Raw genomic sequence first — 25,534 nt, 5'->3', positions numbered from 1 at the left:
TCATGAGTGATCTTCTGAGGCTTGCCACCGCCGGCAGTGTGGACGACGGCAAGTCGACCCTCGTCGGCCGTCTGCTGTACGACACGAAATCGGTTCTCGCCGACCAGATCGACGCAGTCACCCGGGCGTCGGTGGACAAGGGACTGTCCACCCCCGACCTGTCGCTGCTGGTCGACGGCCTGCGCGCGGAGCGTGAGCAGGGCATCACGATCGACGTGGCGTACCGGTACTTCGCGACGCCCCGACGCTCGTTCGTGCTCGCCGACACTCCCGGGCACGTGCAGTACACCCGGAACACGGTGTCGGGTGCATCCACCGCGCAGCTGGTGATCCTGCTGGTCGACGCGCGCAAGGGTGTCATCTCGCAGACGCGGAAGCACGCCGCGGTTCTGGCGCTGCTCGGCGTCCCCAAGCTGGTGCTGGCCGTCAACAAGATCGACCTCGTCGAGGACCCGGCCAGCGTGTTCGCGACCATCTCGGCGGAGTTCAACTCGCTGACCAGTTCGCTCGGCTGGGCATCCGAGGACGTCGTCGAGATCCCGGTGTCGGCCCTGCACGGCGACAACGTCGCGGTGCGGTCGGAGAACACCCCGTACTACGACGGCCCCACCCTCATCGAGCACCTCGAGTCGGTGCCGGTCGACGCCGAACCCCACCGGGTCGGTCTCCGGTTCCCCGTCCAGTACGTGATCCGTCCGCGGACCGCCGAGTTCCCCGACTACCGCGGGTACGCCGGACAGGTCGCCGCGGGCGAGGTGACCCCGGGCGACGAGGTCGTGATCCTGCCGTCGGGTGTCCGCACCACGGTCACCCGCATCGACACGGCAGACGGCGAACTCGACAGCGCCCATGCCGGCCGCAGCGTCACTCTCGTGCTCGCCGACGACGTGGACGTCTCCCGCGGCGACGTCATCGCCTCCCCCGCCGACGCACCGGAGCCGCTCGGCGAGTTCGACGCGACCGTCTGCTGGCTGGCCGAGAAGCCGCTGCGTCCCGGCGCCCGCCTGCTGCTCAAGCACGGCACCCGCACCACGCAGGCCATCGTGGGCACGCTCGTCGAGCGTTTCAACGAGCAGGAGCTCACGTCGGAGGCCGCCCCGGAGTCTTTGGAGCTCAACGAGATCGGCAAGATCTCGGTGCGGGTCGCCGAGCCGATCGTCGCGGACGACTACACCGTGAACCGCCACACCGGCAGCTTCCTGCTGATCGATCCGGCCGGCGGTAACACGCTCGCGGCCGGCCTCGTCGGGGACGCCATCGCAGCGGTGGAGCTCGGCGAGCGCGTCTAGTGCGATGACTCCGCTGATCGCTGTCGCCCACGGCAGTCGCGATCCCCGCAGTGCGCGGGTGGTGGCGGCTGCCGTGTCGGCGCTACGGGAGCGGCGCCCGGACCTCGACGTCCGGTTGTGCTTCCTCGACCTCAACGCGCCGTCCGTGGACCAGGTGATCGACGCGGTCGCCGCCGAGGGGCATTCCTCCGCCGTCGTGGTGCCGATGCTGCTGGGCAGCGCGTTCCACGCCCGCGTCGACCTTCCCGCTCTGCTGGACGCCGCCCGCCTCCGCCATCCCCACCTGCACGTCCGCCAGGCCGACGTTCTCGGGCACGACGCCCGGCTCGTCGAGGCCGTCCGGGACCGGATCGGTGAGGCCGTCGGTGCGACCGGCGAACCCGGACTCGGGATAGTCCTCGCCGCGGTCGGCTCCTCCGACCCGGCTGCCAACGACCGCACGCGCGCACTGGCCGGGGCGGTCGTCGCGGGCACCCGATGGTCGGGCGCGGTCGCGTGCTTCGCCACCGCGGCGGAACCCACGGTGCAGCAAGCGATTTCGAAGCTGCGGCGAAACGGCGCCGAACGCATCGTGATCGCACCGTGGTTCCTCGCGCCGGGACTGCTCACGGACCGGTTGAGCCGCGCCGCGGAATCCTGCGGGCCCGGCATCACCTACGCGGCCACCATCGGACCACACACCCGGCTGCTTGACGTCATGCTCGACCGCTACTCGCAGACGCACGCGGAACTGCAGCGGTACCGCGCCCTGTCGGCCTGAGCGCGTCGACCACCGCACGCCCGGCCTCCGGGTTCCCGACCGAGATCCGCACGTCACCGTTGGGATACGTGCGCGCGTGGATCCCGGCGCGGGCGAGTGCGTCACCGACGCCCGATCCGGGGACGTACAGGAAGTTGGCGTGACTGCGCGGGACCGGCATTCCCGCCGCCCGCAACGTGCGCCACAGTTCCTCGCGCTCGGCGACGATGGCGGACACCCGGGTCCGAAGTTCGTGCTCGGCGGCGTACGACGCCGTGACCGCGGGAACGGCGCCGCTGCCCATCCCGAACGGCAGTTGCAGCGTTCGAATCCTCCGTGCGAGAGCCGCATTCGCGAAGCCGAATCCGATCCGCAACCCGGCCAGACCGTACGCCTTGGAGAACGTGCGCAGAAACACGACATTCGGGTGTTCGGCGACGATGCGGTGCGCGTCCAGGAGCAGTCGGCGGTCGACGAACTCCACATACGCCTCGTCGAGAACGACGACCACCCGCTGCGGCACCCGGCGGAGGAAATCTGCCAGTTCGGCGCCATCGACGAGGGTTCCGGTGGGATTGTGCGGGCGGCACACGACGACGAGCCGGGTGCGGTCGTCGAGCGCGGCGGCCATCGCCGCCAGATCCTGCCCGCCGTCCGGGAGTATGGGTACCGGGACCGCGCCCAGTGCCGCGATCCGCGCGAGGATCGGGTACCCGTCGAATGTCGGGGCGGTGAACACGATCCGCTCCCCCGGCCCGGCGACGGAGCGCATGATCTGCAGGGCGACGCCGGTGGCACCCTCGCCCACCACCACCTGATCGGGTTCGAGCCCCTCGTGTTCCGCGATGACGCCGACCAGCCGGTCGGGCAGGAACTCCGGATACCGATGCGCCTGCCGCATCACACCGTCGAGCGCGGCGAGCACGGAGGGCAACGGGGCGAAGGGGTTCTCGCTCAGCGCCAGATCGAATCTCACGTCGGGCCCGGCGAGGGTCGGCGCCGTCATCTCATACCCCCGCCGGGGCGGCACCCCACCGGATGGCCCCGGCGCCGGCGAAGTCACCCGCGTGCGCGAAGGCGGACATCATCACCAGGGAACCGTTGGGGATCCGGCCCGCCCGGTTCTCGCGGTCGAGGGTGACGGGAATCGCGGCGCCGAACAGGTTCCCACATTCGTCGAACGTGTCGGGGTGCCGTTCCGCCGGAAGCTCGAGTGCGTCCCGCCAGTTGCGGAGGAACAGCCGGTTGGGCTGGTTGGTGACCAGGGTGTCGATCTCGTCCGGGGTGATGCCGATCTGATTGCACACCGCGAGCGCCACCTCGGGAACGAGGCGGTTCCCGCGGGCGAAGACCTTCGCGATCTTCGTTTCGGTGAACCCGATGTGCAATTGGCCGGTTCCCGCCTCCCAGTATTTGCGCGGCGGATCGACGGCGGCCGTCATGTCCCCGGCGAACTCGGGGTAGGTCCGGCATTCGAGTCCGAGCACCGGCGCGGCCTCCGATTTGACCAGCAGGCACGCGCCCGCGCCGTCACCCGGCACCGCCGACTGCGCCAGCACGCGCACGTCCGACTGCGTGAAGATCTGACCGGCACTGTTCTGCACCGACACGATCAGGGCGGTCGAGGCGTCACCGGTCTGCATGATCTGCCGCGCCAGCGTGATCATGTACACGAATGATGCACAGCCCCCGTTGTGGAGGTCCACCACCCAGTCCGGGGTGATCCCCAGCCGGCGCGCGAGTTCTCCGCCGGTGCCCAGGACCGGGACATCCGGCAGCTGGGTGTGGGTGATGAGGATATCCACGTTGGAGACGAGTTCGGAGCCGTTCCGTTCGATCAGCGGGGCGACCGCGCGTTCGGCCATGTCGACGGCGTTCTCGTCGCTCGCGATGTGGTGGCGGAATTTCGGCGCCCGGAACATGATGTTCTCGGCGAGCCGGTCGGAGTCGGCGAATTGGGCGAAATAGTCTGCTCCCACCCGGTTCTCGGGCAGGTAGCCGGCGATGTCGATCAGGCTGACGGTGTCCATGTCTCACTCACTCATCCAGGTCGGGGTCACGGGCAGGTCGTTCGCCCACCGGTATTCGCAGATCGCCTTGAGATTGCTCATCTCGAGCTGGTGTCCGGCAGAAAACATCTCCCAGAAGTCGCCCACCCACGGAACCCGGTCCGCGGGAGCCGTCTCGGGGTAGGGATTCTCGTCGTAGAACGGGTGGTGGCAGTTGGTCCACAGCACGACGGATCCGTCGACGTCGAGGACCGTGCGCGCGTCCACCACCCGCATGAGGTACACCATCCACAGGTGTTTCCCCTGGTCCCAGGCGCAGTGATAGTCGACGGTCATCGCGGCGGGGTGTGCCACGGTGCGCGTGTAGATCTCGGTCGTGTCACCCAGCCGGTCGTACGCGAGCCACAGCCCGGGTTCTCCCGCCGGGGTGAACCCGCGCAGACTGTACGTCCACTCCTCGAGGCTCCGGGTGTGCGAGAGGTAGCCGAACACCTCGTCCGGCGGGCAGTCGATGTATTCCTGGACGGTGCAGTACTTTCCGAACACCTGATCGTGCGGGTACACCGACCTCAACATGTCCATGATGACCGGCGTCGTCGCGTGACGGTCGGAGGTCTCGATACGGACGAGGCCGGGCAGGTCGGCGGGAAGGTCGGGCAGCGGTGCGATCTCGTGGGCGGTCATCGGCGTGCTCCTTCTCGGGGTTCGATTCTCTCGGCGGTGCCGCGTGCGGTCAGGAACGGCAGGAACGGCGGTAGTTCGTCGGCGTCGCAGACGACCTCGATGACAGCGGGTCCCGTCGACTCCGTCGTGGACCGCAGCGTGTCGGCAAGGGCGGCGTCGGTGTCGGCCGTGTGGCACGGCAGTCCGGGGAGCAGTGCGCCGACTCCGGCCGCGATGCGGGCGGGACGGAACCGGCTGTAGGTGTAGGTGCCCTCGTAATACACCTGTTCGCGGGTGAGGCACATCGCGTGCGCGTTGTTGTTGAACACGACGAACGTGACCGGCACGTCGTACTCGACGGCCGTGTGAATCTCGAGTCCGTGCGCGTAGAACGCGCCGTCGCCGGCGATCACGAACGTGCGGCGGCCCCGCGAGAACGCGGAACCGATCGCGGCGCCGAAGGTGTAGCCCATCCCGCCCATGCCCAGGGCCACCACGAACCGGCCTCCACTCGCGACCGGAAGGTGATGCACCACAGCGGCGCCCGTGTTCCCGGCGTCGGCGAACACGTCGGAGCCGCCGGGCAGCGCCGCGGCGAGCGCCGTCACGGCGTCCGTGTAGTGCAGGCCCGACGTGCCCGATCGAGGTACGTCGATCGGAGTCGGAGCGCAGTGCGCGACGGGTACCGGTGAGGCTGCCGGTCCGATGTCGGCGACGAGTGCGCGCAGCGTCGCCCGCAGATCCCGGGTCGGCACGTGCCGCGCCTGCACATACGGCGTCGCCGACCCGACGCTGTACACCAGTGTCTTCTCCAGCGCGGTGTCGAGCCCTCCCCGTGCCATCACCGGCAGCCGGGTGCCGACGAGCAGGCAGAGGTCGCACTCCTGCAGTGCGTCGATCACATCCGGGTTCCCCATCGCACCGGTGATCCCGAGTCGTCCCGGCGCCGCGGGGTCGAGCACGTCCTTCGCGTCGGGTGTGACGGCCACCCTCGCCCCGAGCACGTGCGCGAGTTCCGCGAGTTCCGCTCGCGCGCCTGCCCGCGCGACCTCGTCGCCTGCGATGACGGTGATGCGGCCGTAGTCGTCGCGCAGTGCCTCGGCGAGTCGCGTGACGTCCGTGGTGGCAGTACGCGGTGCGGCCGGGACCGTTCGGTGCGGTTCCGGGAACTCGCCGGTCGCATGCTGAATGTCCTTCGGCAGCAGCAGCACTGCCGGTCCGCCGCGACGCGCCGCGGCGAGCGCCTCGGAGAGCTGGCGGTCGAGGTCGAGCGGTGATTCGACGCGCGCACAGTACAGCGACACCTCGCCGAACAACCGGGACGCATCGATCGACCCCGCCAGCCCGCTCGTGTCCTGGAACGCGCCCGACCCTTCGAGCGACGTCGGCGGTTGCCCGATCAACGCCAGCAGGGGCACCCGGGACGCGAACGCCTCACCGAGTCCGGCGATCACGTTGAGCGCGCCACCGCCCGACGTCGCGGCGACCACACCTGTCCGGTTCGAGGTCCTGGCGTATCCGTCGGCCATGGTCGTCGCCGAGAACTCGTGTTTGGCGACGACACCCTCGACGTCCGGGGAGCGGTGCAGCGCGTCGTACAGGTCCTCGATGTTCGCGCCTCCGACACCGAAGACGTGCTCGACCCCCTCCGCGGCCAGTACCGCGACGATGTGGTCGGCGACGCGCATGCTCCGACCGGTTTTCCGTGGCTCGTGATGCGTGAGATTCATCGGCAGACCCCCGTGTCGTGGATCGGATGAGGCGAACTGTGATCACCCACTGGATATACACACGAACCACGTGCCGGCCGGGTTCACCGGTGGCAGAACATTTTTGCGGAAACGGTCGTGACGAGCGAGACACGGCGGCCCTGCCTGCAGGGAGTACGGAAACCGGGCCGGCTCCCTGCGGCCCGTTCACAACGTCGTGGTCAGCAATACCTGATGGTCGTCGTCGGATCGCACGTCGATGCTCGCGATCGCGTCGACGGGCAGGCTGGTGGTGGCCGTGGGCCGCACCGTCTGCCCGGCGTCCCCGGTCCAGGTGGCCACGGTGGTGACCACTCCGGAGCGATCGGTCACGGTCAGCGCGTACCCTTCGGCGCCGGCGCCGTAGCGTCCGTCGCCGGGCCATGTGTCCTCGTAGGAGCACTCGACGAAGATCACCGTGCCCCAGGACGTCGACACGACGGACGCGCTCGCGGTGATCGTCGTCGGAACCACCGGGGCGAACACCGCCTCGGTGGTGTTCGCCCGGTCCGGGACGGGCAGGGCCGTCGCCGGGGCGGCCGGTGTCCGGTCCTGGGTCGCCAGCACCCCGACGGGAACGACGACGGCGATCACGGCGGCCGCTGCGGCGAGGGCCGTCGCCGCCCGCCGGTGGCGTCTGCGCCGCTGCACCGTCTCTGCCAGCCCGGTCAGCACCCGCGGTGCGGGCAGCTCCTCGTCTTCGGGCGCACCGTTCCCGGACAGTGTGCCGAACGCTTCTTCCGGCGTGATCAGTGCGAGCAGACCGGGCATGCCCGCCAATTCGGACACGGCCCGCGAGCACTGTGCGCAGTGAGCGAGGTGGGCCTCGTACTCCCGCCGATCGGCGGCCGACATGGCACCGAGCACGTAGGAGGCGTCCCAGCGGACGTAGGGATCGTCGTGCGACTCGAAGTCGTCGAGCGTCATCGGGTCACCCCCATTTCCTGCAGAGCCAATCGAAGGGCCCGCAATCCGTAGTGCATGCGGGATTTCACCGTTCCCTCCGGTATTCCGAGTTCGCCGGCGATCTGGTGGGTCGACATCCCCCGGTAGTAGCCGAGCACGAGGACCGCACGATGATCGGCGCTGAGCCGGGCCAGCGCATCCCCCATCATCCAGGCGTCGAGTGCGCCGTCCGAACCGTCCGGGGCCGCCCGTTCCGGTGTCGAACTCATCCCGATCTCACGCTGGGAACGGGCGCTGCGGTGCTCGTCGAATACGAGGTTCCTGGCAACCGTGAACAACCACGCCCGCGCCGAGGACTCCGACTGGTCGAGCACGCTCGGGTGCTTCCAGGCGCGCAGCAATACCTCCTGCACGATGTCCTCGGCGCGGGCGCGGTCGCCGGTCAGCCGGAGCGCATACCGCCACACGGCGGGGGCATGTTCCTCGTACAGGGCGTGCATGAGCTCCGTCTGGGCATCCGGCATCGGTCACCACCTCCCAGCAGTACACACGGTTCACCCGCGCCTCCGGTTCACCGCACCACGGAAACGGAGCGATTACGCGCGTCGGGAGGTGTTCAGTGCCACGGCAGCGTGCACGAACGCCTGGAACGCCTTCTCGTCGACCGTGTCGCCCTCGTGGAAGTCGATGGCGCGCCGGGTGTTGCCCTCCAGGCTGGAGTTGAACAAACCTGCGGGGTCGTCCAGCGACGCGCCCTTCGCGAACGTCACCTTCACGGCGTTCTTGTACGTCTCACCCGTGCAGATCATTCCGGCGTGCGACCACACCGGGACCCCTCGCCACTTCCACTCCTCGACCACGTCGGGGTCGGCCTGCGTGACAAGCGCCCGGATCCGGGCGAGCAACTCACCCCGCCAGTCCCCCAGCTCCTCGATGCGCGCATCTATCAGCTGCGAGGGAGAGTCTCCTCGTCCCCCGTCCGAGCCGCTCGTCCGCTTCGCCATGTGGTCCGTCGCCCCTTCGGTTCGTCTTCGCTCGCCGGTCACCCGAGTATCCCCGCGGACCACATCGATCGCACCGGGATCGGCCGCCCGCCGATTTACCTCTGGCGCGTCGCCGCCGTCCTGGATCAAACTGGAAAGGAGGTGAGGAGCACCCCCATGAGCACAGCACGGATTCGACGCGGCATCGTGGCAGGCATCGACGGATCGGACGGCGCACTGGAGGCGGCGGCGTGGGCTGCGTCCGCCGCTCGGCGCTTCGAGGAGCCGCTGCGCCTCGTCCACGTGTTACCCAAGCATCCGAATTCCGCGGACGGTCACCCAGAAGGCGACGAGTTCCTCGACGCCGCCGAACGCATCGTCCTGGACGGGCAGCACGACCTGGAAGTGGAGCGCAGTACCCACCCCGGCCCGCCCGCGCACGCGCTGGTGGAACTGTCCAAGACGGCCCGGATGCTGGTTCTCGGGCCCGCGGCCACGAGTGAGATGAAATCCGTGGTCGCCGGTTCCGACGTGGTCCGGGTGTCGAATCGAGCCGAGTGCCCCGTCGTCGTCTGGCGCGGCATCCAGGGCCACGAGGTCAGCGAGACGCGTCCCGTCGTGGTCGGTGTGGACGGCAGCGAACTGAGCGACATGGCGGTGGCCCATGCGTTCGAGTTCGCGGCGTTCTTCGGCGCTCCCCTCGTCGCGGTCCACACGTGGGCCGAGCACTCGACCCTCGGGGCGTGGTATTCGGAGGAGCGTCGCTTCACCGACTGGTCCGATCTGGTGCAGCACGAGGAGGCGTGGCTCGCCGAGAGCCTCGCCGGGTGGCGCGAGAAGTATCCCGATGTCGAGGTAACCCGCTGCCTCGAACGCGGTGGGCCGATGAAGGTGCTCCTCGAGTACACCTTCGGCGCGCAATTGATCGCCGTCGGCAGCCACGGGCGAAATCCGTTCACCGCGTCGATCGTGGGTTCGACGAGCCAGAGCCTCATCCACCACGCCCGGTGCCCGGTCCTCATCTGCCGAAAAGGCTGACCATCGGTTTCGATCAGCGTGATTCATATTCGCCCGTCGCGCCACAATGTCGCCGACAACGAGCGCGCCACGTGCGACTGCCCGGAAACGGCCCTGAACTGGCACTTTCCACACGGCCGCGCGCCCTGATCTTCACCTGATCATCGGCAGCGGAAATGCAAGTGTTTCCATCACGCAAATTCGATTTCGCCCCGATTGCGGCACCGAATTTCGCCTTTATAGTTTCCGGCATGTCGGAGCCACGCTCATATCTCGTCTGCGCGTCGCAGCGCAGCGGCAGCACCTTGCTCGTCGAATCTCTTCGCGCCACGACCGTGGCAGGCAACCCGGAGGAGTTCTTCCAGTACCTGCCGTCCACCAGCCGGTCACCGCAGCCACGGCAGTGGTTCGAGTCGGTTACCGACGAGACGGTGCTCTCCCTGCTCGCCCCGCTGGAACCTGGAACCGCCGACACTCGCACCGCGGAGCAGTGGCGCGATCAACTGCTCAGCGTCGGGCGCACCCCCAACGGCGTGTGGGGCGGCAAGCTGATGTGGAACCAGGTGCCGCTCGTCCTCGACCGCGCCGCCGGACTTCCGGACCGGTCGGGCGACGACCTGAGGTCCGCCCTCGGCGACATCCTGGGCCGCGACCTGGTCTTCATCCACGTCTTCCGGCGCGACGTCGTCGCACAGGCGGTGTCGATGTGGCGGGCGGTGCAGACCCAGGTGTGGCGCGACGACGCCACCCCGCCCGCCCCACACGACGGCGCCGAGTACCACGCGGACGGCATCGCCCACCTCGTCCGCATCCTCCGCGGTCAGGATGTGCAGTGGCGCACCTGGTTCGAGACCGAGGGGCTCGACCACATCGACGTCAGCTTCGACGATCTCGTCGCGGCCCCGCAGGCGACGGCGGCGAAGGTGCTCGTCGAACTCGGTCTCGACGCCGACCTCGCGCCCCCGCCGCCGCTGAAACGGCAGAGCGACGGCCGCTCCAAGGAATGGGTCGAGCGGTACCGGTCCGAGGCCGCCGCGAACGGACTTCCGCTGTGACCGCCGCACCGTCCACCGACACGGACGCACACGTCGACGAACTCCGTGCGCTGGAGGCGGAGGCCGTGCACATCATCCGCGAGGTGGTCGCGGAACTCGAGCGACCGGTGCTGCTGTTCTCGGCGGGCAAGGATTCGATCGTGCTGCTGCGGCTGGCGGAGAAGGCGTTCCGGCCGTCCCCGTTGCCGTTTCCCGTCCTGCACGTCGACACCGGGCACAACTTCCCCGAGGTGATCGAGTTCCGCGACCGCCGGCTCGCGGAGGACGGTCACCGGCTGATCGTCGCGTCGGTGCAGGAGTCGATCGACAAGGGCCGCGTCACCGAGACGGGCGGTCCCGGGACGTCGCGGAACCGGCTGCAGACCCGGACCCTGCTCGACGCCCTGGAGGAGCACCGCTTCGACGCCGCGTTCGGCGGCGCGCGCCGCGACGAGGAACGGGCCCGGGCGAAGGAGCGGGTGCTCAGCTTCCGCGACGAGTTCGGGCAGTGGGATCCGCGTTCGCAGCGACCCGAGCCGTGGTCGCTGTACAACGGGCGGATCCGCCGCGGCGAGCAGGTCCGGGTGTTCCCGCTCAGCAACTGGACCGAACTCGACATCTGGCGCTACATCGAACTCGAGAAGCTGGCGCTGCCGTCGATCTACTTCGCCCACGAGCGGCAGGTGTTCGAACGCGACGGCATCCTGCTCGGGCTGTCCGAGTACACGCTGCCCACCGAAAGCGAACTGGTACAACGACTCCGGGTGCGGTACCGCACCGTCGGAGACCTGACCATCACCGGGGCGGTGCGTTCGGAGGCCGGCGACGTCGCCGGCGTGATCGAGGAGATCGCCGCGGCCACGGTCTCCGAACGCGGGGAAACCCGGGCCGACGACAGGACTTCCGTCGCCGCGATGGAAGACCGCAAGCGCGAGGGGTACTTCTGATGACCACCACCGGCCGGCCTCGCCAACTGCTGCGACTCGCCACCGCGGGCAGCGTCGACGACGGGAAGAGCACCCTCATCGGCCGCCTCCTCCACGACACCGGAAGTCTGCCCACCGACCATCTCGAGGCGGTGACGAACGCCGACGGTGAGGCGGATCTGGCCGCCCTCTCCGACGGGCTGCGTGCCGAACGCGAGCAGGGCATCACCATCGACGTCGCCTACCGCTTCTTCTCCACGCCTACCCGGAGTTTCGTCCTCGCCGACACACCGGGGCACGAACGGTACACGCGCAACATGTTCACCGGGGCGTCGAACACCCACGTGGCCGTGCTGCTGGTGGACGCCCGCACCGGGGTGCTCCGGCAGACCCGGCGCCACGCCCGGATCGCCGACCTCCTCGGTGTCCCGCACCTGGTCGCCGTGGTCAACAAGATCGATCTCGTCGACTTCGACGAGACCCGGTTCAAGGAAGTCGAATCCGAACTCGGTCTGCTCGCGCAGCGCCTCGGCGGCCGCGACCTCACGGTGGTCCCGGTGTCCGCCACCCGGGGTGACAACGTGGTCACGCGGTCGGATTCGACACCCTGGTACGACGGACCCACGCTCCTCGAGTACCTCGAAGGGGTGGAACTCGCCGCGCCGTCGGCCGTCGCGTCCGAACTGCGACTGCCCATCCAGTGGGTCGCACGTCCCACGGACCACCAGCGGCGCCGCTACACCGGCCGGCTGTCGGCGGGCACCCTGTCCGTCGGGGACGAGGTGCTGGTGCTGCCGGCTGGTTCCCGCAGCACGGTCACCGCCCTCGACACCCTCGATCCGCAGCGGGCCGTCGCGGTCGCGCCGCTGTCGGTGTCGTTCGAACTCGCCGACGACGTCGACGTCGCCCGCGGCGACCTCGTCGTGAGCGCGGCCACCGAGGCCACCGCACCGGTCCCGGCCCGCGAGATCGACGCGACCGTCTGCTGGCTGAGCGAAACCCCGCTGCGGGCGGGCGACCGGGTGGCCCTCAAGCACACCAGCCGCACCGTGCGCGCCACGGTGCAGGAGTTGCACACCCGGCTCGACCCGGAAACCCTCGAAGAACACGACTCCCCCAGCGAACTCGCCCTCAACGACATCGGCAGGATCACGCTCCGGACGAGCACCGTGGTGCTCGCCGACCCCTACGCCACCAACCGCGACGCGGGCGCGTTCATCCTCATCGACGAACAGAGCAACGACACCGTCGGCGCCGGAACCGTCAGCGACACAAGGGAAGTGGTTCCTGGGGAGCAGACCCGGCACGACATCAAGTGGCACCCGTCGTCGCTGAAACGGGATCGACGCTGGTCCGCGACCGGGCAGCGGGGCGCCACCGTCTGGCTCACCGGGCTGCCGGCGTCCGGAAAGTCGACCGTCGCGGTCGCGCTCGAACGGACGCTCGTCGACGCCGGCCGGACCGCCTACCTGCTCGACGGCGACAACGTCCGGCACGGCATTTCGGACGATCTGGGATTCTCCCCCGGTGACCGGGCCGAGAACATCCGCCGCGTCGGTCATCTCACCCGGTTGTTCGCCGACGCCGGAGTGGTCGCCATCGCCTCGATGGTGTCGCCGCTCCGATCGGACCGCGCGATCGCCCGCGCCCTGAACGAGGCCGCGGACCTGCCGTTCCTCGAAATCCACGTCAGCACCCCGGTCGCCGAGTGCGAGCGACGCGACCCCAAGGGCCTCTACGCCCGGGCGCGGGCGGGCGAACTCCGCGGCCTCACCGGGATCGACGCACCGTACGAGGCGCCCGAGAACCCGGACCTCGCCTTCGACACCACCGGCGCCGACCTCGACGACCTCGTCGCCCGGATTCTCACCGAACTCGCCCGGCACGAGGGGCTGCAGACCTAGCTCAGCGAGCGGACCAGTGCCTCGTGCAGCGCTGTCCGGTCGTCGAACACGCGCAGGCGGGAACCGTACGCCTGGACCCGGTCGTGCCCGCGGCCGGCGACCACCACGACGTCGCCCGGCGCGGCGATCTTGACCGCCGCCGCGATCGCCTCCGCGCGGTCGGGGACGACCAGCACGTGCGCAGTGCCGCCGCTGCGCGCTCCGCGCGCCACGTCCTCCCGCAGGCGCTGCGCGTCCTCGGAGTACGGGCTCTCGTCGGTGACGACGACGGTGTCGGCGAAACGGGCCGCCGTCGCGCCGAGCGGGGCGCGCTTGCCGGGGTCGCGCTCACCCGTCGCCCCGACGACGGCGATGACCCGGCCGCCGGTCAGCGAACGGAGGTAGGGAAACAGCCGGCGCTGCCCGGCAGTGTTGTGCATGTAGTCGACGAAGGCGAGGAAGGGCTGCCCCGCGTCCACCGACTCCAGTCGTCCCGGGACGGTGTCGAGGTTCTCGATCCCGGTGATCGCCGCGTCCGGGTCGACGCCCCGTGCGAGGAGGGCGGAGATCGCGGCGAGCGCGTTGTCCACCTGGTGCACGCCGAGCAACCGCAGCCGCACCGACCTCCGGTCGCCGGCGCCGTGCAGCGTGAACGACGTGCCGCCCTCGTCCGCGCGCACACCCGACGCGTGGATGTCGGCCGCCGTCGTCCTCGACGAGAACGTCAGCCGGGGCACGGTGACGGTGGCGGCGAGGCGGCTCCCGAATTCGTCGTCGATGCCGATGGCGGCCGCCGCGCAGTGCCGGGAGTCGAACAGTCTGGCCTTCGCCGCGAAGTACGCGTCCATGTCGGGGTGGAAGTCCAGATGGTCGCGGGCGAGATTGGTGAACACCCCCACCCGGAAGGAGGTCCCGTCGATCCGGTGCAGGGCGAGACCGTGGCTCGACACCTCCATCGCGACCGCCCCGATCCGCTGTTCGGCGAATGCGGCGAGCGTCTGCTGGAGTTCGCACGCCTCGGGTGTCGTCCGGGTCGCGGCCCGGGATCCTCCGGGCCCGCGGACCGTGATCCCCGTCATCATTCCGGCGGCGGCCCCGGCCGCGCGCAGTCCCGCGTCCAGGAGGTACACGGTGCTCGTCTTCCCGTTCGTCCCGGTCACCCCGTAGACGTCGAGCGCACGGGACGGATCGCCGTACACCCACGACGCCAGCGGACCGAGGACCCGGCGCGGATCATCCACCACGATCGTCGGCAGGACGTCCGACTTCCGGTCGCTGAGCATCGCGACCGCGCCGCGCGCCGCGGCTTCGGCCACGAACTCGATCCCGTGACGGTGCCGGCCCGGCAGCGCCGCGTACACGTCCCCGGCCCGGACGAGACGCGAATCCTGGTTGATCCCCGTCACCGCGGTGCCGCCCGTGCCGCACAGGGTCGCCGGCCGGCCGAGGCGGCCCAGCACCTCGTGCAGCGGCCTCGGCCGTGTGAACCGCGGGCAGTCGACGCTCACCCTCCCAGTGCACCACCGGTGTGCAGGTCGCGGCGACGGAACCGCGATCATCGACCCGCGGCGCCTGCCTCTCGACGCCGCTACGTCTCCACGCCACTCCGGGGCTCGTCCAGGATTCCGCGTTCCTCGCTGTAGGCCGAACGCACGTCCGGCACCCGGCCGAGCGTGGCGAGATACTCCTCCATCGCCTTCCGCGCGTACGCCGTTCCCTCCTCCTCGCTCGGAATCGAGTCGCCCGTGGTCCGTCGCCACGTCGCGAGTTCGAGTGCCAACTCGGCCTGCGTCTCGGCGAAGTCCTCGGTGTCGGCGAGATTGTCGCGCTCATCGGGGTCGGCGGCCAGGTCGTAGAGTTCCCGGCTCGGACGCGGCAGGAGATGCTCGGTGCCCAGCGCCGCACCGGACAGGCTGTTCTCGATGTCGAGGGGCAGGTCGAGCCTGGGCCGTGGCGCGTAGTTCTCGATGTAACTGAACCGCTTGCTGCGTACCGCGCGGATCGGGTCGAAGCTGTCGTGGAACGTCTTCTCGGTGAACAGGACGTCGCGCGCGGGCGACTCCGACCGGCCCAGCAACTGCGCGGCGTGGGAGACGCCCTCCACGGCCGCGGGGACCGGGACACCCAGCAGGTCGAGGAGGGTGGGAACCAGATCCACCCCGCTGAACAGGTCGTCGTAGACGTGTGGGGCCGCCCGCAGCCTCCGCGGTGGGCGGATGATCGTCGCGATACCGGTGCCCGGCGCATACAGCGTCGATTTCGCACCGGGGAACGCCTCGCCGTGGTCGGTGAGGAACACGACCCACGTGCTGTCGTCCAGCCCCTCGTCCGCGAGGGTCTGCAGCAGCCTCCCGACCGCGGCGTCGGCCACCTCGATCGACCCGTGGAATCCGGCCAGGTCCTCACGGACCTCCGGACGGTCGGGCAGATACGGGGGCACGTCGAAACCCTCGGGATCGGCGGGTGCATACCTGTCGACCGGGTACGGGCGGTGCGTCTCGAAGAAGCCTGCGGTCAGCAGGAACGGGTGCGGAGGGAACCGCGCCAGCCATCGCGACGCCCGATCGGTGACGTACTCGCAGAACGAGTTCGACACGTCGTACTCGTGGAAGCCGAGCCGCTTGGGATACGCGGTCTCGTGCTGCATCCCGAACAGGGCCGTGTACCACCCCGCCTCCGCCAGCAGGGACGGCAGCGTGCGGACGTCGTCGTGGTACTGCCAGCCGTGGTGCGCGAGCCCGATCAGTCCGTTGCTGTGCGGGTACCGGCCCGAGAACAGGGCGCCGCGCGAGGGCGAGCACAGGGGCGCCGCCGCATGCGCGTCGGTCAGCAGCACACCCTCCGCGGCGAGCCGGTCGAGGTTCGGGCTGCGCACCCCGGACGCGCCGTAACACCCGAGGTGACGGCCCAGATCGTGCCAGTGCACGATCAGAACGTTGTCACGGACGGGATTCACCGGGGTCGCCACAGTCGCCTCCTACATCGGCGGGGAGTTACAGGGAGACCGGAACTTCGGCCTCCGGGAGTTCGGGTACCCGCGTCGCCCGCGCGTAGACGGTCTCGCCCTCCCGCAGGCCGAGTGCTGCACTGTCGCCGCGGGTCACCTGGGCGGAGAAAGGTTCGCCGGTGGCCTCGTTGCGCAGATCCACCCGCACCTCGAACCCGAGGTGCACCACGCGCTCCACCGTGGCCCGTGTGACCCCGAGCGATTCGGCCGTCCCCGCCTGCTGCGCGAGGGCCAGGTCGGGGTCGCGGCCGAGGCGGATGTCGTGCGGCCGGACCAACTGCCCGTTGAGTTTGGCCACGGACCCGAGGAACGACATCACGAAGTCGTTGCGGGGACGGTCGTAGAGGTCCTCCGGCTCCCCGATCTGCTCGATCCGGCCCTTGTTGAGGACCGCGATCCGGTCGGCGACGTCGAGCGCCTCCTCCTGGTCGTGGGTGACCAGCACCGTCGTCACGTGCACCTCGTCGTGCAGCCGGCGCAGCCAGGTGCGCAGGTCCGTGCGGACCTTCGCGTCGAGCGCACCGAACGGCTCGTCGAGGAGCAGCACCTTCGGGTCCACCGCCAGTGCCCGCGCGAGCGCCATCCGCTGGCGCTGACCGCCGGACAGCTGCGCCGGGTAGCGGTGCTGGAAGCCGTCGAGGCCGACGATCTCGAGCAGCTCGTTGACCTTCTTGTCGATCTCCGGCTTCGGCCGCTTGCGGATCTTCAGACCGAACGCGACGTTGTCGCGCACCGTCATGTGCTTGAACGCCGCGTAGTGCTGGAACACGAAACCGATGTCCCGCTTCTGCGGGGAGATGTCGGTGACGTCGTTCCCGCCGATCACGACGGTGCCGGAGTCGAGGGCTTCGAGTCCGGCGATGGAGCGGAGCAGCGTCGACTTGCCCGACCCGCTGGGCCCGAGGAGCGCGGTCAGCGAACCCGAGGGGATGTCGATGGAGACGTCGTCGAGAGCAGCAAAGGACCCGTAGTTCTTCCGGGCGCCGGTCACGGTAATCATGTGGTGCTCCTCTTGCGGTCGAGCAGAGTCATCAGAAGCAGGGTGATCAGCGCGATGCCCATCAGCAGGGTGGCTGCGGAGTACGCACCGAACGTGTTGTGGTCGTCGATGTAGCGCGAGTGCACGAGCAGGGTCAGGGTCTGGGACACCCCGGGGAAACCGGAGGACACCATGATCACGGCACCGAATTCGCCCAGCGAACGGGCGACGGTCAGGACGACGCCGTAGGTCAGACCCCAGCGGATGGCGGGCAGGGTGATCAGCCAGAACGTCTGCCAGCGGCTCGCGCCGAGCGTCGCGGCGGCCTGTTCCTGTTCCTCGCCGATCTCGTGCAGGACGGGCTCCACTTCCCGCACGACGAACGGCAACGTCACGAACAGGGTGGCGATGACCATCCCGGGTAGCCCGAAGATCACCTTGAACCCCAGCGATTCGAGCCCGCCGAACCAGCCGTTGGCGCCCCACAGCAGAATCAGCGACACCCCGACCACGATGGGTGAGACGGCGAACGGGAGGTCGACCACCGCCTGCACCAGACCGCGGCCCGGAAACCGGCCCCGCACCAGCGCGAGGGCCGTGACGATCCCGAACACCACGTTCACCGGGACGACGATGGCCACGATCAGCAGGGACAGATTCAGCGCGGAGATCGCGGCGGGTGTGCTGATCGAATCGACGAAGGCGCCGATCCCGTTCTCGAACGTGCGGAACAGGATGATGACGATGGGCACCACCAGCAGGCCGAACAGGTAGAGCAGCGCGACCGTGCGCAGGGTGATCCGGGTGGACCCAGAGAGCTTCATTCCGCCTGCTCCTCACGACGCTGCCCCCGGCTGGCGAAGACCCGGAGGGCGAACAGCGTCACGAACGCGATGGCCAGGAGGGCCACCGACACGGCCGCCGCGGCGGCCGGCCTGTCGATTTCGATCTGCTGTTGAATGTACTGGGAAGCGACCTGAGTCTCCCGGGGAATGTTTCCGCCGATCAGGACGACGGAGCCGTACTCGCCGATCGCGCGGGCGAACGCGAGCCCCGCGCCGCTGATGATCGCCGGAGTCAGGGTCGGCAGCACCACCTTGCGGAAGATCGTCACGTTGTCGGCGCCGAGGGAGGCCGCGGCCTCCTCGACTTCCTTGTCCACCTCGATCAGCACCGGCTGCACCGAGCGGACGACGAACGGCAGCGTCACGAACGCCAGCGCCACGATCAGGCCGGGCTGCGTGGCGTTGAGGTGCACGCCGATCGGGCTCTCCGGGCCGTACAACGACAACAGGACGATGCTGGCCACGATGGTCGGCAGCGCGAACGGCAGGTCGATCAGCGCGTTGACGGCGCGCTTGCCGGGGAATTCGTCGCGCACGAGAACCCATGCGATGAGCGTGCCCATGATCACGTTGATCACGGCCACCACCACCGACACCATCACGGTGACGCGCAGGGACGCCACCGCCACGGGCGAGGTGATCGCGTCCACGAAGCCGCCGATCCCGTCGCCGAACGACGCGACGGTGAGTGCGGCGAGCGGCAGGACCACGATGACACTGAGCCACAGGGTTGCGATGCCGATGCCGAGCGGTCCCACGGCACCGGTGACCCGGGCGACCTTCTTGCGCGTAGGCGGAACGGGCGGAGGCGGCACCGTGATGCCGCGTCCGCCCGCCGTCGTCGTTGTGTCGCTCACGTCGGTCTTACTTGGTTGCGTTGTCGTAGATCACTGCGATGGACCCGGTGTCCTTGGCGAACACCTCGGAGTCGACCTTGGCCCAGCCGCCGAGATCGGCGATGGTCCACAGCTTGGCCGGCGCCGGGAACTTGTCGGCGAACTCCGTCGCGACCGCCGGATCGACCGGACGGAATCCGGCCTCGGCCCACAGCTTCTGACCCTCGGTGGTGTACAGGAAGTCCTTGAACGCGTTGGCCTTCTCCAGGTTCTTGCTGTTCGACAGCACCGCGACCGGGTTCTCGATCTTGAACGTGGTCGGCGGGGTCACGTGCTCGACGGGGTCACCGTTGCCCTCGATGAACAGGGCCTCGTTCTCGTAGCTGAGCAGCACGTCGCCGGTGCCCTGCAGGAACGCCTCCGACGCCTCGCGGCCCGACTTCGGCTGAATCTTCACGTGGTCGTTCACCAGCGCGGTGATGTAGTCGAGTCCGGCCGCCGGGTCCTGGCCGCCGTTGCTCTTCGCCGCGTACGGCGCGAGCAGGTTCCACTTCGCGGATCCGGAGCTGAACGGGTTGGGGGTCACGACCTCGACGTCGGGGCGCAGCAGGTCGTCCCAGTCGCGGATGTTCTTCGGGTTGCCCTCACGCACCACGATGGTCACGACGGAACCGAACGGAATCCCGTTGTAGGCGTCCTGGTTCCAGCTCTTGTCCACCAGGCCGGCGTCGACGAGGCGGGTGATGTCGGGTTCGACGGAGAAGTTGACGAAGTCGGCCTCGGCGCCGTCCTTCACCTTGCGGGACTGGTCACCGGAGGCGCCGTAGGACGGCTGGAACGCCACGCCCTTGCCCTCGTCGGTGGCGTTGAACGCGGGGATCAGCTTGTCGAAGCCCGGCTTCGGCACGGCGTATGCGTACAGGTTGATGGTGCCCGCGCTGCCGTCGGCACCGGCGGAGTCGCCGCCGGCGGTGTCGCTGGCGCCGCCGCTGCACGCGGTCAGCGCAACAGCTCCGAGCGTCACGAGGGCCGTGAGAAGACTACGAGAACGGCGTTTCATGGGAGAAACCTTCCTGGGGATCTGTCACAGAGTGGTGGTGCGAAACAAGGGAGGTGGTGCGCGAGAGGGGAGAACGCAGGGATCGACCGAGTGGATCGGGAATGCGAACGACGATCGGCACCGCGAGGGGGGTCGGGCGTGCGCGGTGCCACCCGGGCGCAGGTCTGTGTGCGAGGAGAAATCAACAACAGTCGATGTCGGCGACTGCGAGCATGCCGACAGCGATCAACGCCAATTCATGGCGGACCTGGTGTACAGCGGCTTCAGACACGCCGTGAAATGTAGCAGAGCCTGAACCGACGTCCCACATCGAACAGGTTTACCGGGTGAGCAGCCAGGCGACGACGACGAGGACGATCAGCGCGAGCAGCGCGAGTGTGACGCGTGAGCGCGGCATCAGGGTTCCTCCACCTTCGAGACGTCCCGCCTGAGCAGGACGAAGACTGCGGCCAGCCCACGATCGAGCAGCCACGCCAGTCCCCGGCACACCGGCACCATCACCAGCAGCACGAGGGCGACCTGCGGAACGAACGGGAGTCCGGCGATCCACAGCTCGAAGCCGTCCCACCAACTCGCCATCCGGTCCACCGGGCCAGCCTATCGTCGACCGTCTCGTGACCGGCAGACAGGTGGACGGCAGACAGGTGGACGGCCGGGCGGCGGCGGTCGATGATGATCACATGGTGTCCAGCGACGCGCACTCCCACGGGCGGCTGCATGCGGCCCCGCATCATCACCACCATTCGTTCCCGCCGATCGACGACTACGCGTTCCTGTCGGACTGCGAGTCCACCTGCCTGATCGCCCGCAACGGCTCGGTCGAGTGGATGTGCATTCCCCGGCCCGACTCCCCCAGCATCTTCGGCGCCGTCCTCGACCGCAGCGCCGGCCACTTCCGCATCGGGCCGTACGGGCAGAACGTGCCCGCCGCCCGCCGCTACCTGCCGGGCGGACTGATCGTCGAGACGACGTGGCAGACCGAGACGGGCTGGCTGATCGTGCGCGACGCCCTCGTGCTCGGCCCGTGGCACAACGTCGAGCAGCGCTCGCGCTCGCACCGCCGCACCCCCACCGACTGGGACGCCGAACACATCCTGCTGCGGACGGTGAAGTGCGTCAACGGGACCGTCGAACTGGAGATGAGCTGCGAGCCCGCGTTCGACTACCACCGCGGCGCGGCGCATTGGGAGTACACGGGCAAGGTCTACGAGGAGGCCACCGCCACGTGTAAGTCGAGCCGCCCGGGCGACCACCCGACACTGCGGCTGACGACGAACATGAAGATCGGACTCGAGGGACGGGAGGCCAGGGCCCGGACCCGGATGGTCGAAGGCGACAATGTGTTCGTCGCCCTGTCGTGGGCGCACATGCCGGCGCCGCAGACGTTCGACGAGGCGGCCGACAAGATGTGGCAGACGGCGAAGTGCTGGCGCGAGTGGATCACCATCGGCCGCTTTCCCGACCACAAGTGGCGGGGCTACCTGCAGCGCAGCGCTCTCGCACTGAAGGGGTTGACGTACGCCCCCACCGGCGCCCTGCTCGCGGCGTCGACCACATCGCTCCCGGAAACCCCGGGCGGCGAACGAAATTGGGATTACCGCTACGCATGGGTGCGGGATTCGACGTTCGCGCTGTGGGGCCTGTACAGCCTCGGACTCGACCGCGAGGCCAACGACTTCTTCTCGTTCATCTACGACGTGTCGAGCGCCGAGGACGGCAACCACCATCCGCTGCAGGTGATGTACGGCGTCGGCGGGGAGCAGACGCTGGAGGAGTCGGAGTTGCACCACCTTTCCGGTTACGACGGCGCGCGACCGGTGCGGATCGGAAACGGCGCCTACGACCAGGTCCAGCACGACATCTGGGGAACGATCCTCGATTCGGTGTACCTGCACGTGAAATCCCGTGAGCGGGTACCGGAAACCCTGTGGCCGATGCTCAAACGCCAGGTCGAGGAGGCGGTCAAGCATTGGCGCCTCCCCGACCGCGGGATCTGGGAGGTCCGCGGCGAGCCCCAGCACTTCACGTCGTCGAAGATCATGTGCTGGGTGGCCCTCGACCGCGGCGCGAAACTCGCCGACCAGCAGGGCGAGACGAGTTACGCGCAGCAGTGGTCCGAATTGGCCGACGAGATCAAGGACGACATCCTCGAACACGGCGTCGACGCACGCGGCGTCCTGACGCAGCGGTACGGCAGCGACAGCCTCGACGCGTCGCTGCTGCTCGCACCGCTGCTCCGGTTCCTGCCGGCCGACGATCCGCGGATCCGCGCGACCGTGCTCGCCATCGCGGACGAGTTGACCGAGGGCGGATTGGTGCTGCGTTACCGGGTGGAGACCACGGACGACGGGCTGAGCGGCAAGGAGGGCACGTTCACGATCTGCTCGTTCTGGCTCGTGTCCGCGCTCGTCGAGATCGGTGAACTCGACCGCGCGAAACGCCTGTGCGACCGGCTCCTCGGATTCGCCAGCCCCCTCAAGCTGTACGCGGAGGAGATCGATCCCGACTCGGGGCGGCACCTCGGCAACTTCCCGCAGGCGTTCACCCATCTGGCGCTGATCAACGCGGTGGTCCACGTCATTCGCGCCGAAGAGGCCGCGGCGGGCGGATTCCAGCCCGCCCACAACACGGTCTGATCAGGCGCGACAGCGAAGGCTGGCCTTCGCACCCTCGGTGGTTCGGGCGCTGCGGGTTACTCCGCGAAGCGATGCAGCAACCGCTCCGCGTCGGCCGCGATCTGCCGCACCACGGCCCCCGCCGGCCGCTCCGCCGTGACGAGACCCGCCGCTTCCCCGGCGTACACGACGCCGAGGTCCGGGTCCGCCGGATCGTAGGCGGCGGCGAGGTCGGCGCCTGGCGCCTCCGCGCCGTGCCAGCGCGACGTGAAGGCGTTGCTCAGCGCCCGCCCACCCCACCGGGCCGGCCACGGCTGGCTGCGCGCCTGGTCGAACACCGACGTGTACACCGTGTCGGCGCTGCCCGCCGCGATCAGCTTGCCGCGGGCGTACTCCGGCCCGATGGTCTCCGGGCTGGCCAGCAACGCGGTCCCGATCATCGCGCCCTCCGCGCCCGCGGCGAGCACCGCCGCGAGACCCCGACCGGTCGCGATACCGCCCGCGGCGAGCACCGGCAGCGTCGTGGCCTCCAGGACCTCCTGCAACAGCGGCAGCGTTCCGATCCTGCCGGTGTGGCCGCCCGCCTCGCCGCCCTGGGCGATCACGAAGTCGACGCCCGCCGCCTCCACGACCCGCAGGTCGTCGATCGTGTTCACCTGGGACACCACCAGCGCCCCCGTGGCGTGGATCCGCTCCACGTACGGGGCGGGGTCCCCGAACGACAGCGACACGACCCGCGGATTCTCCGCCAGAGCGGCGCCGAGGAGAGCGTCGTCGTCGTCGAGCGCCCAGGTCATCAATCCGATTCCGAACGCGTCGCCGCCGATGCCCCGCGCGACCGCCGTCTCCTTCGCCACCCACTCCGGGGTGGCGTAGCGGGCCGCGCCGAGCAGTCCGAGCCCGCCCGCCTTCGACACCTCGCCGACGAGGGTCCCACCGGCCCGTCCGCCCATCGGGGCGCCGAAGATCGGCACCTCGATTCCCAGTGTCCGGGTCAGCCAGGTTCCGAGGGCCACGTGCCGCACCTACTTTCGATCAGACGTCGACGGACAACAGGATCGGGCGCCTACTTCTTCGGCTTGTCCCCGACGGACTCGGACGACAACGCCGCCACGAAGGCCTCCTGCGGAACCTCGACCCGGCCGATGGTCTTCATCCGCTTCTTGCCTTCCTTCTGCTTCTCGAGCAGCTTGCGCTTCCGGCTGATGTCGCCGCCGTAGCACTTGGCCAGCACGTCCTTGCGGATGGCGCGGATGTTCTCACGCGAGATGATCTTCGAGCCGATGGCCGCCTGGATCGGCACCTCGAACTGCTGGCGGGGAATCAGCTCCCGCAGCTTCGACGTCATCCGCCCGCCGTACGCGCCGGCCGCGGAACGGTGCACGATCGACGAGAACGCGTCGACGGCCTCACCCTGCAGCAGGATGTCCACCTTCACCAGATCCGCCTGCTGCTCGCCGGCCTCCTCGTAATCGAGGCTGGCGTAACCCTTGGTGCGCGACTTCAGGGCGTCGAAGAAGTCGAACATGATCTCGCCCATGGGCATCTCGTAGCGCAGCTCGACCCGGGTCTCGGACAGGTAGTCCATGCCGCCGAGTTCCCCGCGCCGGTTCTGGCACAGCTCCATGATCGCGCCGATGAATTCGCTCGGCGCGATGACCGTGCACTTCACCATCGGCTCGTACACCTCGCGGATCTTGCCCTCCGGCCAGTACGACGGGTTGGTGACGACGTGCTCGGCACCGTCCTCCATCACCACCCGGTACACCACGTTCGGCGACGTCGAGATCAGTTCGAGCCCGAACTCGCGCTCGAGGCGGTCGCGGGTGATCTCCATGTGCAGCAGTCCGAGGAAGCCGCACCGGAACCCGAACCCGAGCGCCACCGACGTCTCGGGCTCGTAGGCCAGGGCGGCGTCGTTGAGACGCAACTTGTCGAGGGCGTCGCGCAGCACCGGGTAGTCCGAACCGTCGAGCGGGTAGAGGCCGGAGTAGACCATCGGCTTGGGGTCGCGGTACCCGACGAGGGGTTCCGTCGCACCGCCGCGGGCGGCGGTGACCGTGTCGCCGACACGCGACTGCCGGACGTCCTTCACACCGGTGATGAGGTAACCCACCTCGCCGACACCGAGACCGATGCTGGCCTTCGGTTCGGGCGAGATGATGCCGACCTCGATGAGATCGTGCGTGGCGCCCGTCGACATCATGGTGATCTTCTCGCGCGGCGAGATCCGGCCGTCGACGACGCGGACGTACGTGACGACACCGCGGTACGCGTCGTACACCGAGTCGAAGATCATGGCGCGCGCCGGACCGTCGGGGTCGCCGACGGGCGCGGGGACCTGCCGCACCACCTCGTCGAGCAGTTCCTTCACGCCCATGCCGGTCTTGCCGGACACGCGCAGCACATCACCCGGTTCACACCCGGTGATGTGCGCGATCTCCTCGGCGTACCGGTCGGGATCGGCGGCGGGCAGGTCGATCTTGTTGAGCACCGGGATGATGGTGAGGTCCTTCTCCATCGCCAGGTACAGGTTGGCGAGGGTCTGCGCCTCGATGCCCTGCGCGGCATCCACCAGCAGGATCGCGCCCTCGCACGCCTCGAGCGCGCGGGAGACCTCGTACGTGAAGTCGACGTGCCCGGGGGTGTCGATGAGGTGGATGACGAACTCCTCGTCGCCCACCTTCCACGGGAGCCGGACGTTCTGCGCCTTGATCGTGATGCCGCGCTCACGCTCGATGTCCATGCGGTCGAGGTACTGGGCACGCATCTGCCGCTCCTCGACCACACCGGTGAGCTGGAGCATGCGGTCGGCCAGCGTCGACTTGCCGTGATCGATGTGCGCGATGATGCAGAAATTCCGGATCCGGGCAGGATCCGTGAACGTCTTGTCGGCGAAGCTGCTGATGGGGGACCCCTTACCTGGACCGGCACCGGCCCGGTTCCGGGCCACTGTCACCTGTCAGGATATCCAAGCCACCGCGTTGCGGCTGCT

At 69.1% G+C, this 25,534-nt stretch carries 24 protein-coding genes; 7 read left to right on the top strand and 17 right to left on the bottom strand.

The genetic code is table 11. The annotated features are described in order from the left end of the window. Positions 1 to 2: 2 nt before the first annotated feature. Together ACFU5V_RS26200 and ACFU5V_RS26195 are read left to right on the top strand one after the other, a co-directional pair. Positions 3 to 1,289: a sulfate adenylyltransferase subunit 1 gene (locus ACFU5V_RS26200; protein ID WP_378432777.1), complete on the top strand. Its 1,287-nt coding sequence runs from the start codon at positions 3 to 5 to the stop codon at positions 1,287 to 1,289. A gap of 4 nt (positions 1,290 to 1,293) precedes the next feature. Beyond that, positions 1,294 to 2,049, top strand: coding sequence for a sirohydrochlorin chelatase (locus ACFU5V_RS26195; RefSeq protein WP_378432779.1), 756 nt, complete (start codon positions 1,294 to 1,296; stop codon positions 2,047 to 2,049). Here ACFU5V_RS26195 and ACFU5V_RS26190 read toward each other — a convergent pair. The 7 genes from ACFU5V_RS26190 to ACFU5V_RS26160 form a co-directional block, all read right to left on the bottom strand. Beyond that, the gene (locus tag ACFU5V_RS26190) at positions 1,985 to 3,034 is read right to left on the bottom strand and encodes an aminotransferase class I/II-fold pyridoxal phosphate-dependent enzyme (protein ID WP_378432780.1); all 1,050 of its coding nucleotides are present in this window, start codon (positions 3,032 to 3,034) and stop codon (positions 1,985 to 1,987) included. The genes ACFU5V_RS26195 and ACFU5V_RS26190 overlap by 65 nt on opposite strands. A gap of 1 nt (position 3,035) precedes the next feature. Next, on the bottom strand, positions 3,036 to 4,058 hold the full coding sequence (locus ACFU5V_RS26185; protein ID WP_378702937.1) for a 3-oxoacyl-ACP synthase III family protein: 1,023 nt from the start codon (positions 4,056 to 4,058) through the stop codon (positions 3,036 to 3,038). Between the two features lie 3 nt (positions 4,059 to 4,061). Further along, positions 4,062 to 4,721, bottom strand: coding sequence for an SRPBCC family protein (locus ACFU5V_RS26180; RefSeq protein WP_378702936.1), 660 nt, complete (start codon positions 4,719 to 4,721; stop codon positions 4,062 to 4,064). After that, positions 4,718 to 6,430: a thiamine pyrophosphate-binding protein gene (locus ACFU5V_RS26175; protein WP_378702935.1), complete on the bottom strand. Its 1,713-nt coding sequence runs from the start codon at positions 6,428 to 6,430 to the stop codon at positions 4,718 to 4,720. The genes ACFU5V_RS26180 and ACFU5V_RS26175 overlap by 4 nt, the downstream gene beginning before the upstream one ends. A 186-nt stretch (positions 6,431 to 6,616) precedes the next feature. Further along, positions 6,617 to 7,375, bottom strand: coding sequence for an anti-sigma factor family protein (locus ACFU5V_RS26170; protein WP_378702934.1), 759 nt, complete (start codon positions 7,373 to 7,375; stop codon positions 6,617 to 6,619). Continuing rightward, positions 7,372 to 7,878: a sigma-70 family RNA polymerase sigma factor gene (locus ACFU5V_RS26165; RefSeq protein ID WP_378432787.1), complete on the bottom strand. Its 507-nt coding sequence runs from the start codon at positions 7,876 to 7,878 to the stop codon at positions 7,372 to 7,374. The genes ACFU5V_RS26170 and ACFU5V_RS26165 overlap by 4 nt, the downstream gene beginning before the upstream one ends. A gap of 72 nt (positions 7,879 to 7,950) precedes the next feature. Further along, on the bottom strand, positions 7,951 to 8,358 hold the full coding sequence (locus ACFU5V_RS26160; protein ID WP_378702933.1) for a DUF1801 domain-containing protein: 408 nt from the start codon (positions 8,356 to 8,358) through the stop codon (positions 7,951 to 7,953). A 156-nt stretch (positions 8,359 to 8,514) separates the two neighbouring features. Here ACFU5V_RS26160 and ACFU5V_RS26155 point away from each other — a divergent pair, with 156 nt between their 5' ends. From ACFU5V_RS26155 to cysC, 4 genes are all read left to right on the top strand, one after another. Continuing rightward, positions 8,515 to 9,375 (top strand): universal stress protein, encoded by an 861-nt coding sequence (locus tag ACFU5V_RS26155; RefSeq protein ID WP_378702932.1) that lies wholly within the window; start codon positions 8,515 to 8,517, stop codon positions 9,373 to 9,375. 230 nt (positions 9,376 to 9,605) lie between these two features. After that, positions 9,606 to 10,409 (top strand): Stf0 family sulfotransferase, encoded by an 804-nt coding sequence (locus tag ACFU5V_RS26150; RefSeq protein ID WP_378432792.1) that lies wholly within the window; start codon positions 9,606 to 9,608, stop codon positions 10,407 to 10,409. Further along, positions 10,358 to 11,335 (top strand): sulfate adenylyltransferase subunit CysD, encoded by a 978-nt coding sequence (cysD, locus tag ACFU5V_RS26145; RefSeq protein WP_378432793.1) that lies wholly within the window; start codon positions 10,358 to 10,360, stop codon positions 11,333 to 11,335. The genes ACFU5V_RS26150 and cysD overlap by 52 nt, the downstream gene beginning before the upstream one ends. Then, positions 11,335 to 13,218 (top strand): adenylyl-sulfate kinase, encoded by a 1,884-nt coding sequence (gene cysC / locus ACFU5V_RS26140; protein WP_378702931.1) that lies wholly within the window; start codon positions 11,335 to 11,337, stop codon positions 13,216 to 13,218. Before cysD ends, cysC begins: the two co-directional genes overlap by 1 nt. Here cysC and ACFU5V_RS26135 read toward each other — a convergent pair. The 8 genes from ACFU5V_RS26135 to ACFU5V_RS26100 all read right to left on the bottom strand — a co-directional run bounded on the left by ACFU5V_RS26135 (position 13,215) and on the right by ACFU5V_RS26100 (position 20,512). After that, the gene (locus tag ACFU5V_RS26135; RefSeq protein ID WP_378702930.1) at positions 13,215 to 14,705 is read right to left on the bottom strand and encodes a UDP-N-acetylmuramoyl-L-alanyl-D-glutamate--2,6-diaminopimelate ligase; all 1,491 of its coding nucleotides are present in this window, start codon (positions 14,703 to 14,705) and stop codon (positions 13,215 to 13,217) included. The two genes, cysC and ACFU5V_RS26135, sit on opposite strands and share 4 nt — an antisense overlap. Positions 14,706 to 14,785: 80 nt before the next feature. Then, positions 14,786 to 16,165 carry a sulfatase gene (locus ACFU5V_RS26130; protein ID WP_378702929.1) on the bottom strand — a complete coding sequence of 460 codons (1,380 nt, stop codon included), beginning with the start codon at positions 16,163 to 16,165 and terminating at the stop codon, positions 14,786 to 14,788. Between the two features lie 25 nt (positions 16,166 to 16,190). Then, a complete protein-coding gene (locus ACFU5V_RS26125) occupies positions 16,191 to 17,204 on the bottom strand; it encodes a sulfate/molybdate ABC transporter ATP-binding protein (protein WP_276138488.1) in 1,014 nt (337 codons plus the stop codon). Then, on the bottom strand, positions 17,201 to 18,007 hold the full coding sequence (cysW, locus tag ACFU5V_RS26120; RefSeq protein WP_206012716.1) for a sulfate ABC transporter permease subunit CysW: 807 nt from the start codon (positions 18,005 to 18,007) through the stop codon (positions 17,201 to 17,203). The genes ACFU5V_RS26125 and cysW overlap by 4 nt, the downstream gene beginning before the upstream one ends. Then, complete coding sequence (gene cysT, locus ACFU5V_RS26115; RefSeq protein ID WP_378702928.1) at positions 18,004 to 18,885, bottom strand: sulfate ABC transporter permease subunit CysT; 882 nt, start codon at positions 18,883 to 18,885, stop codon at positions 18,004 to 18,006. Before cysT ends, cysW begins: the two co-directional genes overlap by 4 nt. A gap of 7 nt (positions 18,886 to 18,892) precedes the next feature. Then, positions 18,893 to 19,924, bottom strand: a complete 1,032-nt coding sequence (locus ACFU5V_RS26110) for a sulfate ABC transporter substrate-binding protein (protein ID WP_378433960.1) — start codon at positions 19,922 to 19,924, stop codon at positions 18,893 to 18,895. Between the two features lie 181 nt (positions 19,925 to 20,105). Then, on the bottom strand, positions 20,106 to 20,234 hold the full coding sequence (locus ACFU5V_RS26105) for an Ms4533A family Cys-rich leader peptide (protein WP_369426194.1): 129 nt from the start codon (positions 20,232 to 20,234) through the stop codon (positions 20,106 to 20,108). A gap of 86 nt (positions 20,235 to 20,320) precedes the next feature. After that, a complete protein-coding gene (locus ACFU5V_RS26100; RefSeq protein ID WP_005261263.1) occupies positions 20,321 to 20,512 on the bottom strand; it encodes a hypothetical protein in 192 nt (63 codons plus the stop codon). Positions 20,513 to 20,604: 92 nt separating this feature from the next. On the opposite strand from ACFU5V_RS26100, the gene ACFU5V_RS26095 reads away from it, so the two are divergent. Next, a complete protein-coding gene (locus tag ACFU5V_RS26095) occupies positions 20,605 to 22,560 on the top strand; it encodes a glycoside hydrolase family 15 protein (protein WP_124391294.1) in 1,956 nt (651 codons plus the stop codon). A gap of 56 nt (positions 22,561 to 22,616) precedes the next feature. Here ACFU5V_RS26095 and ACFU5V_RS26090 read toward each other — a convergent pair whose 3' ends face one another. Next, entirely contained in the window at positions 22,617 to 23,555 is a 939-nt protein-coding gene (locus tag ACFU5V_RS26090) for an NAD(P)H-dependent flavin oxidoreductase (RefSeq protein ID WP_378702927.1), read from the bottom strand. 50 nt (positions 23,556 to 23,605) lie between these two features. After that, complete coding sequence (gene lepA / locus ACFU5V_RS26085) at positions 23,606 to 25,498, bottom strand: translation elongation factor 4 (protein WP_378433962.1); 1,893 nt, start codon at positions 25,496 to 25,498, stop codon at positions 23,606 to 23,608. Positions 25,499 to 25,534: the final 36 nt, after the last annotated feature.

Origin of the sequence: Rhodococcus sp. NPDC057529 (assembly GCF_042802055.1) — a bacterium.
Taxonomy (GTDB): Bacteria; Actinomycetota; Actinomycetes; order Mycobacteriales; family Mycobacteriaceae; genus Rhodococcus_F.
The sequence above is the reverse complement of the archived record's forward strand: the minus strand, read 5'-3'. Positions and strand labels throughout refer to the sequence as shown.

Coding starts and splice junctions, on each gene's coding strand:
- ACFU5V_RS26160 (WP_378702933.1), bottom strand. CDS start 8,358: ATGGCGAAGCGGACGAGCGGCTCGGACGGGGGACGAGGAGACTCTCCC.
- ACFU5V_RS26105 (WP_369426194.1), bottom strand. CDS start 20,234: ATGTGGGACGTCGGTTCAGGCTCTGCTACATTTCACGGCGTGTCTGAA.
- ACFU5V_RS26200 (WP_378432777.1), top strand. CDS start 3: ATGAGTGATCTTCTGAGGCTTGCCACCGCCGGCAGTGTGGACGACGGC.
- ACFU5V_RS26195 (WP_378432779.1), top strand. CDS start 1,294: ATGACTCCGCTGATCGCTGTCGCCCACGGCAGTCGCGATCCCCGCAGT.
- cysD (WP_378432793.1), top strand. CDS start 10,358: ATGGGTCGAGCGGTACCGGTCCGAGGCCGCCGCGAACGGACTTCCGCT.
- cysC (WP_378702931.1), top strand. CDS start 11,335: ATGACCACCACCGGCCGGCCTCGCCAACTGCTGCGACTCGCCACCGCG.
- ACFU5V_RS26095 (WP_124391294.1), top strand. CDS start 20,605: ATGGTGTCCAGCGACGCGCACTCCCACGGGCGGCTGCATGCGGCCCCG.
- ACFU5V_RS26150 (WP_378432792.1), top strand. CDS start 9,606: ATGTCGGAGCCACGCTCATATCTCGTCTGCGCGTCGCAGCGCAGCGGC.
- ACFU5V_RS26190 (WP_378432780.1), bottom strand. CDS start 3,034: ATGACGGCGCCGACCCTCGCCGGGCCCGACGTGAGATTCGATCTGGCG.
- ACFU5V_RS26110 (WP_378433960.1), bottom strand. CDS start 19,924: ATGAAACGCCGTTCTCGTAGTCTTCTCACGGCCCTCGTGACGCTCGGA.
- ACFU5V_RS26180 (WP_378702936.1), bottom strand. CDS start 4,721: ATGACCGCCCACGAGATCGCACCGCTGCCCGACCTTCCCGCCGACCTG.
- ACFU5V_RS26170 (WP_378702934.1), bottom strand. CDS start 7,375: ATGACGCTCGACGACTTCGAGTCGCACGACGATCCCTACGTCCGCTGG.
- ACFU5V_RS26185 (WP_378702937.1), bottom strand. CDS start 4,058: ATGGACACCGTCAGCCTGATCGACATCGCCGGCTACCTGCCCGAGAAC.
- ACFU5V_RS26125 (WP_276138488.1), bottom strand. CDS start 17,204: ATGATTACCGTGACCGGCGCCCGGAAGAACTACGGGTCCTTTGCTGCT.
- ACFU5V_RS26165 (WP_378432787.1), bottom strand. CDS start 7,878: ATGCCGGATGCCCAGACGGAGCTCATGCACGCCCTGTACGAGGAACAT.
- ACFU5V_RS26175 (WP_378702935.1), bottom strand. CDS start 6,430: ATGAATCTCACGCATCACGAGCCACGGAAAACCGGTCGGAGCATGCGC.
- cysW (WP_206012716.1), bottom strand. CDS start 18,007: ATGAAGCTCTCTGGGTCCACCCGGATCACCCTGCGCACGGTCGCGCTG.
- ACFU5V_RS26155 (WP_378702932.1), top strand. CDS start 8,515: ATGAGCACAGCACGGATTCGACGCGGCATCGTGGCAGGCATCGACGGA.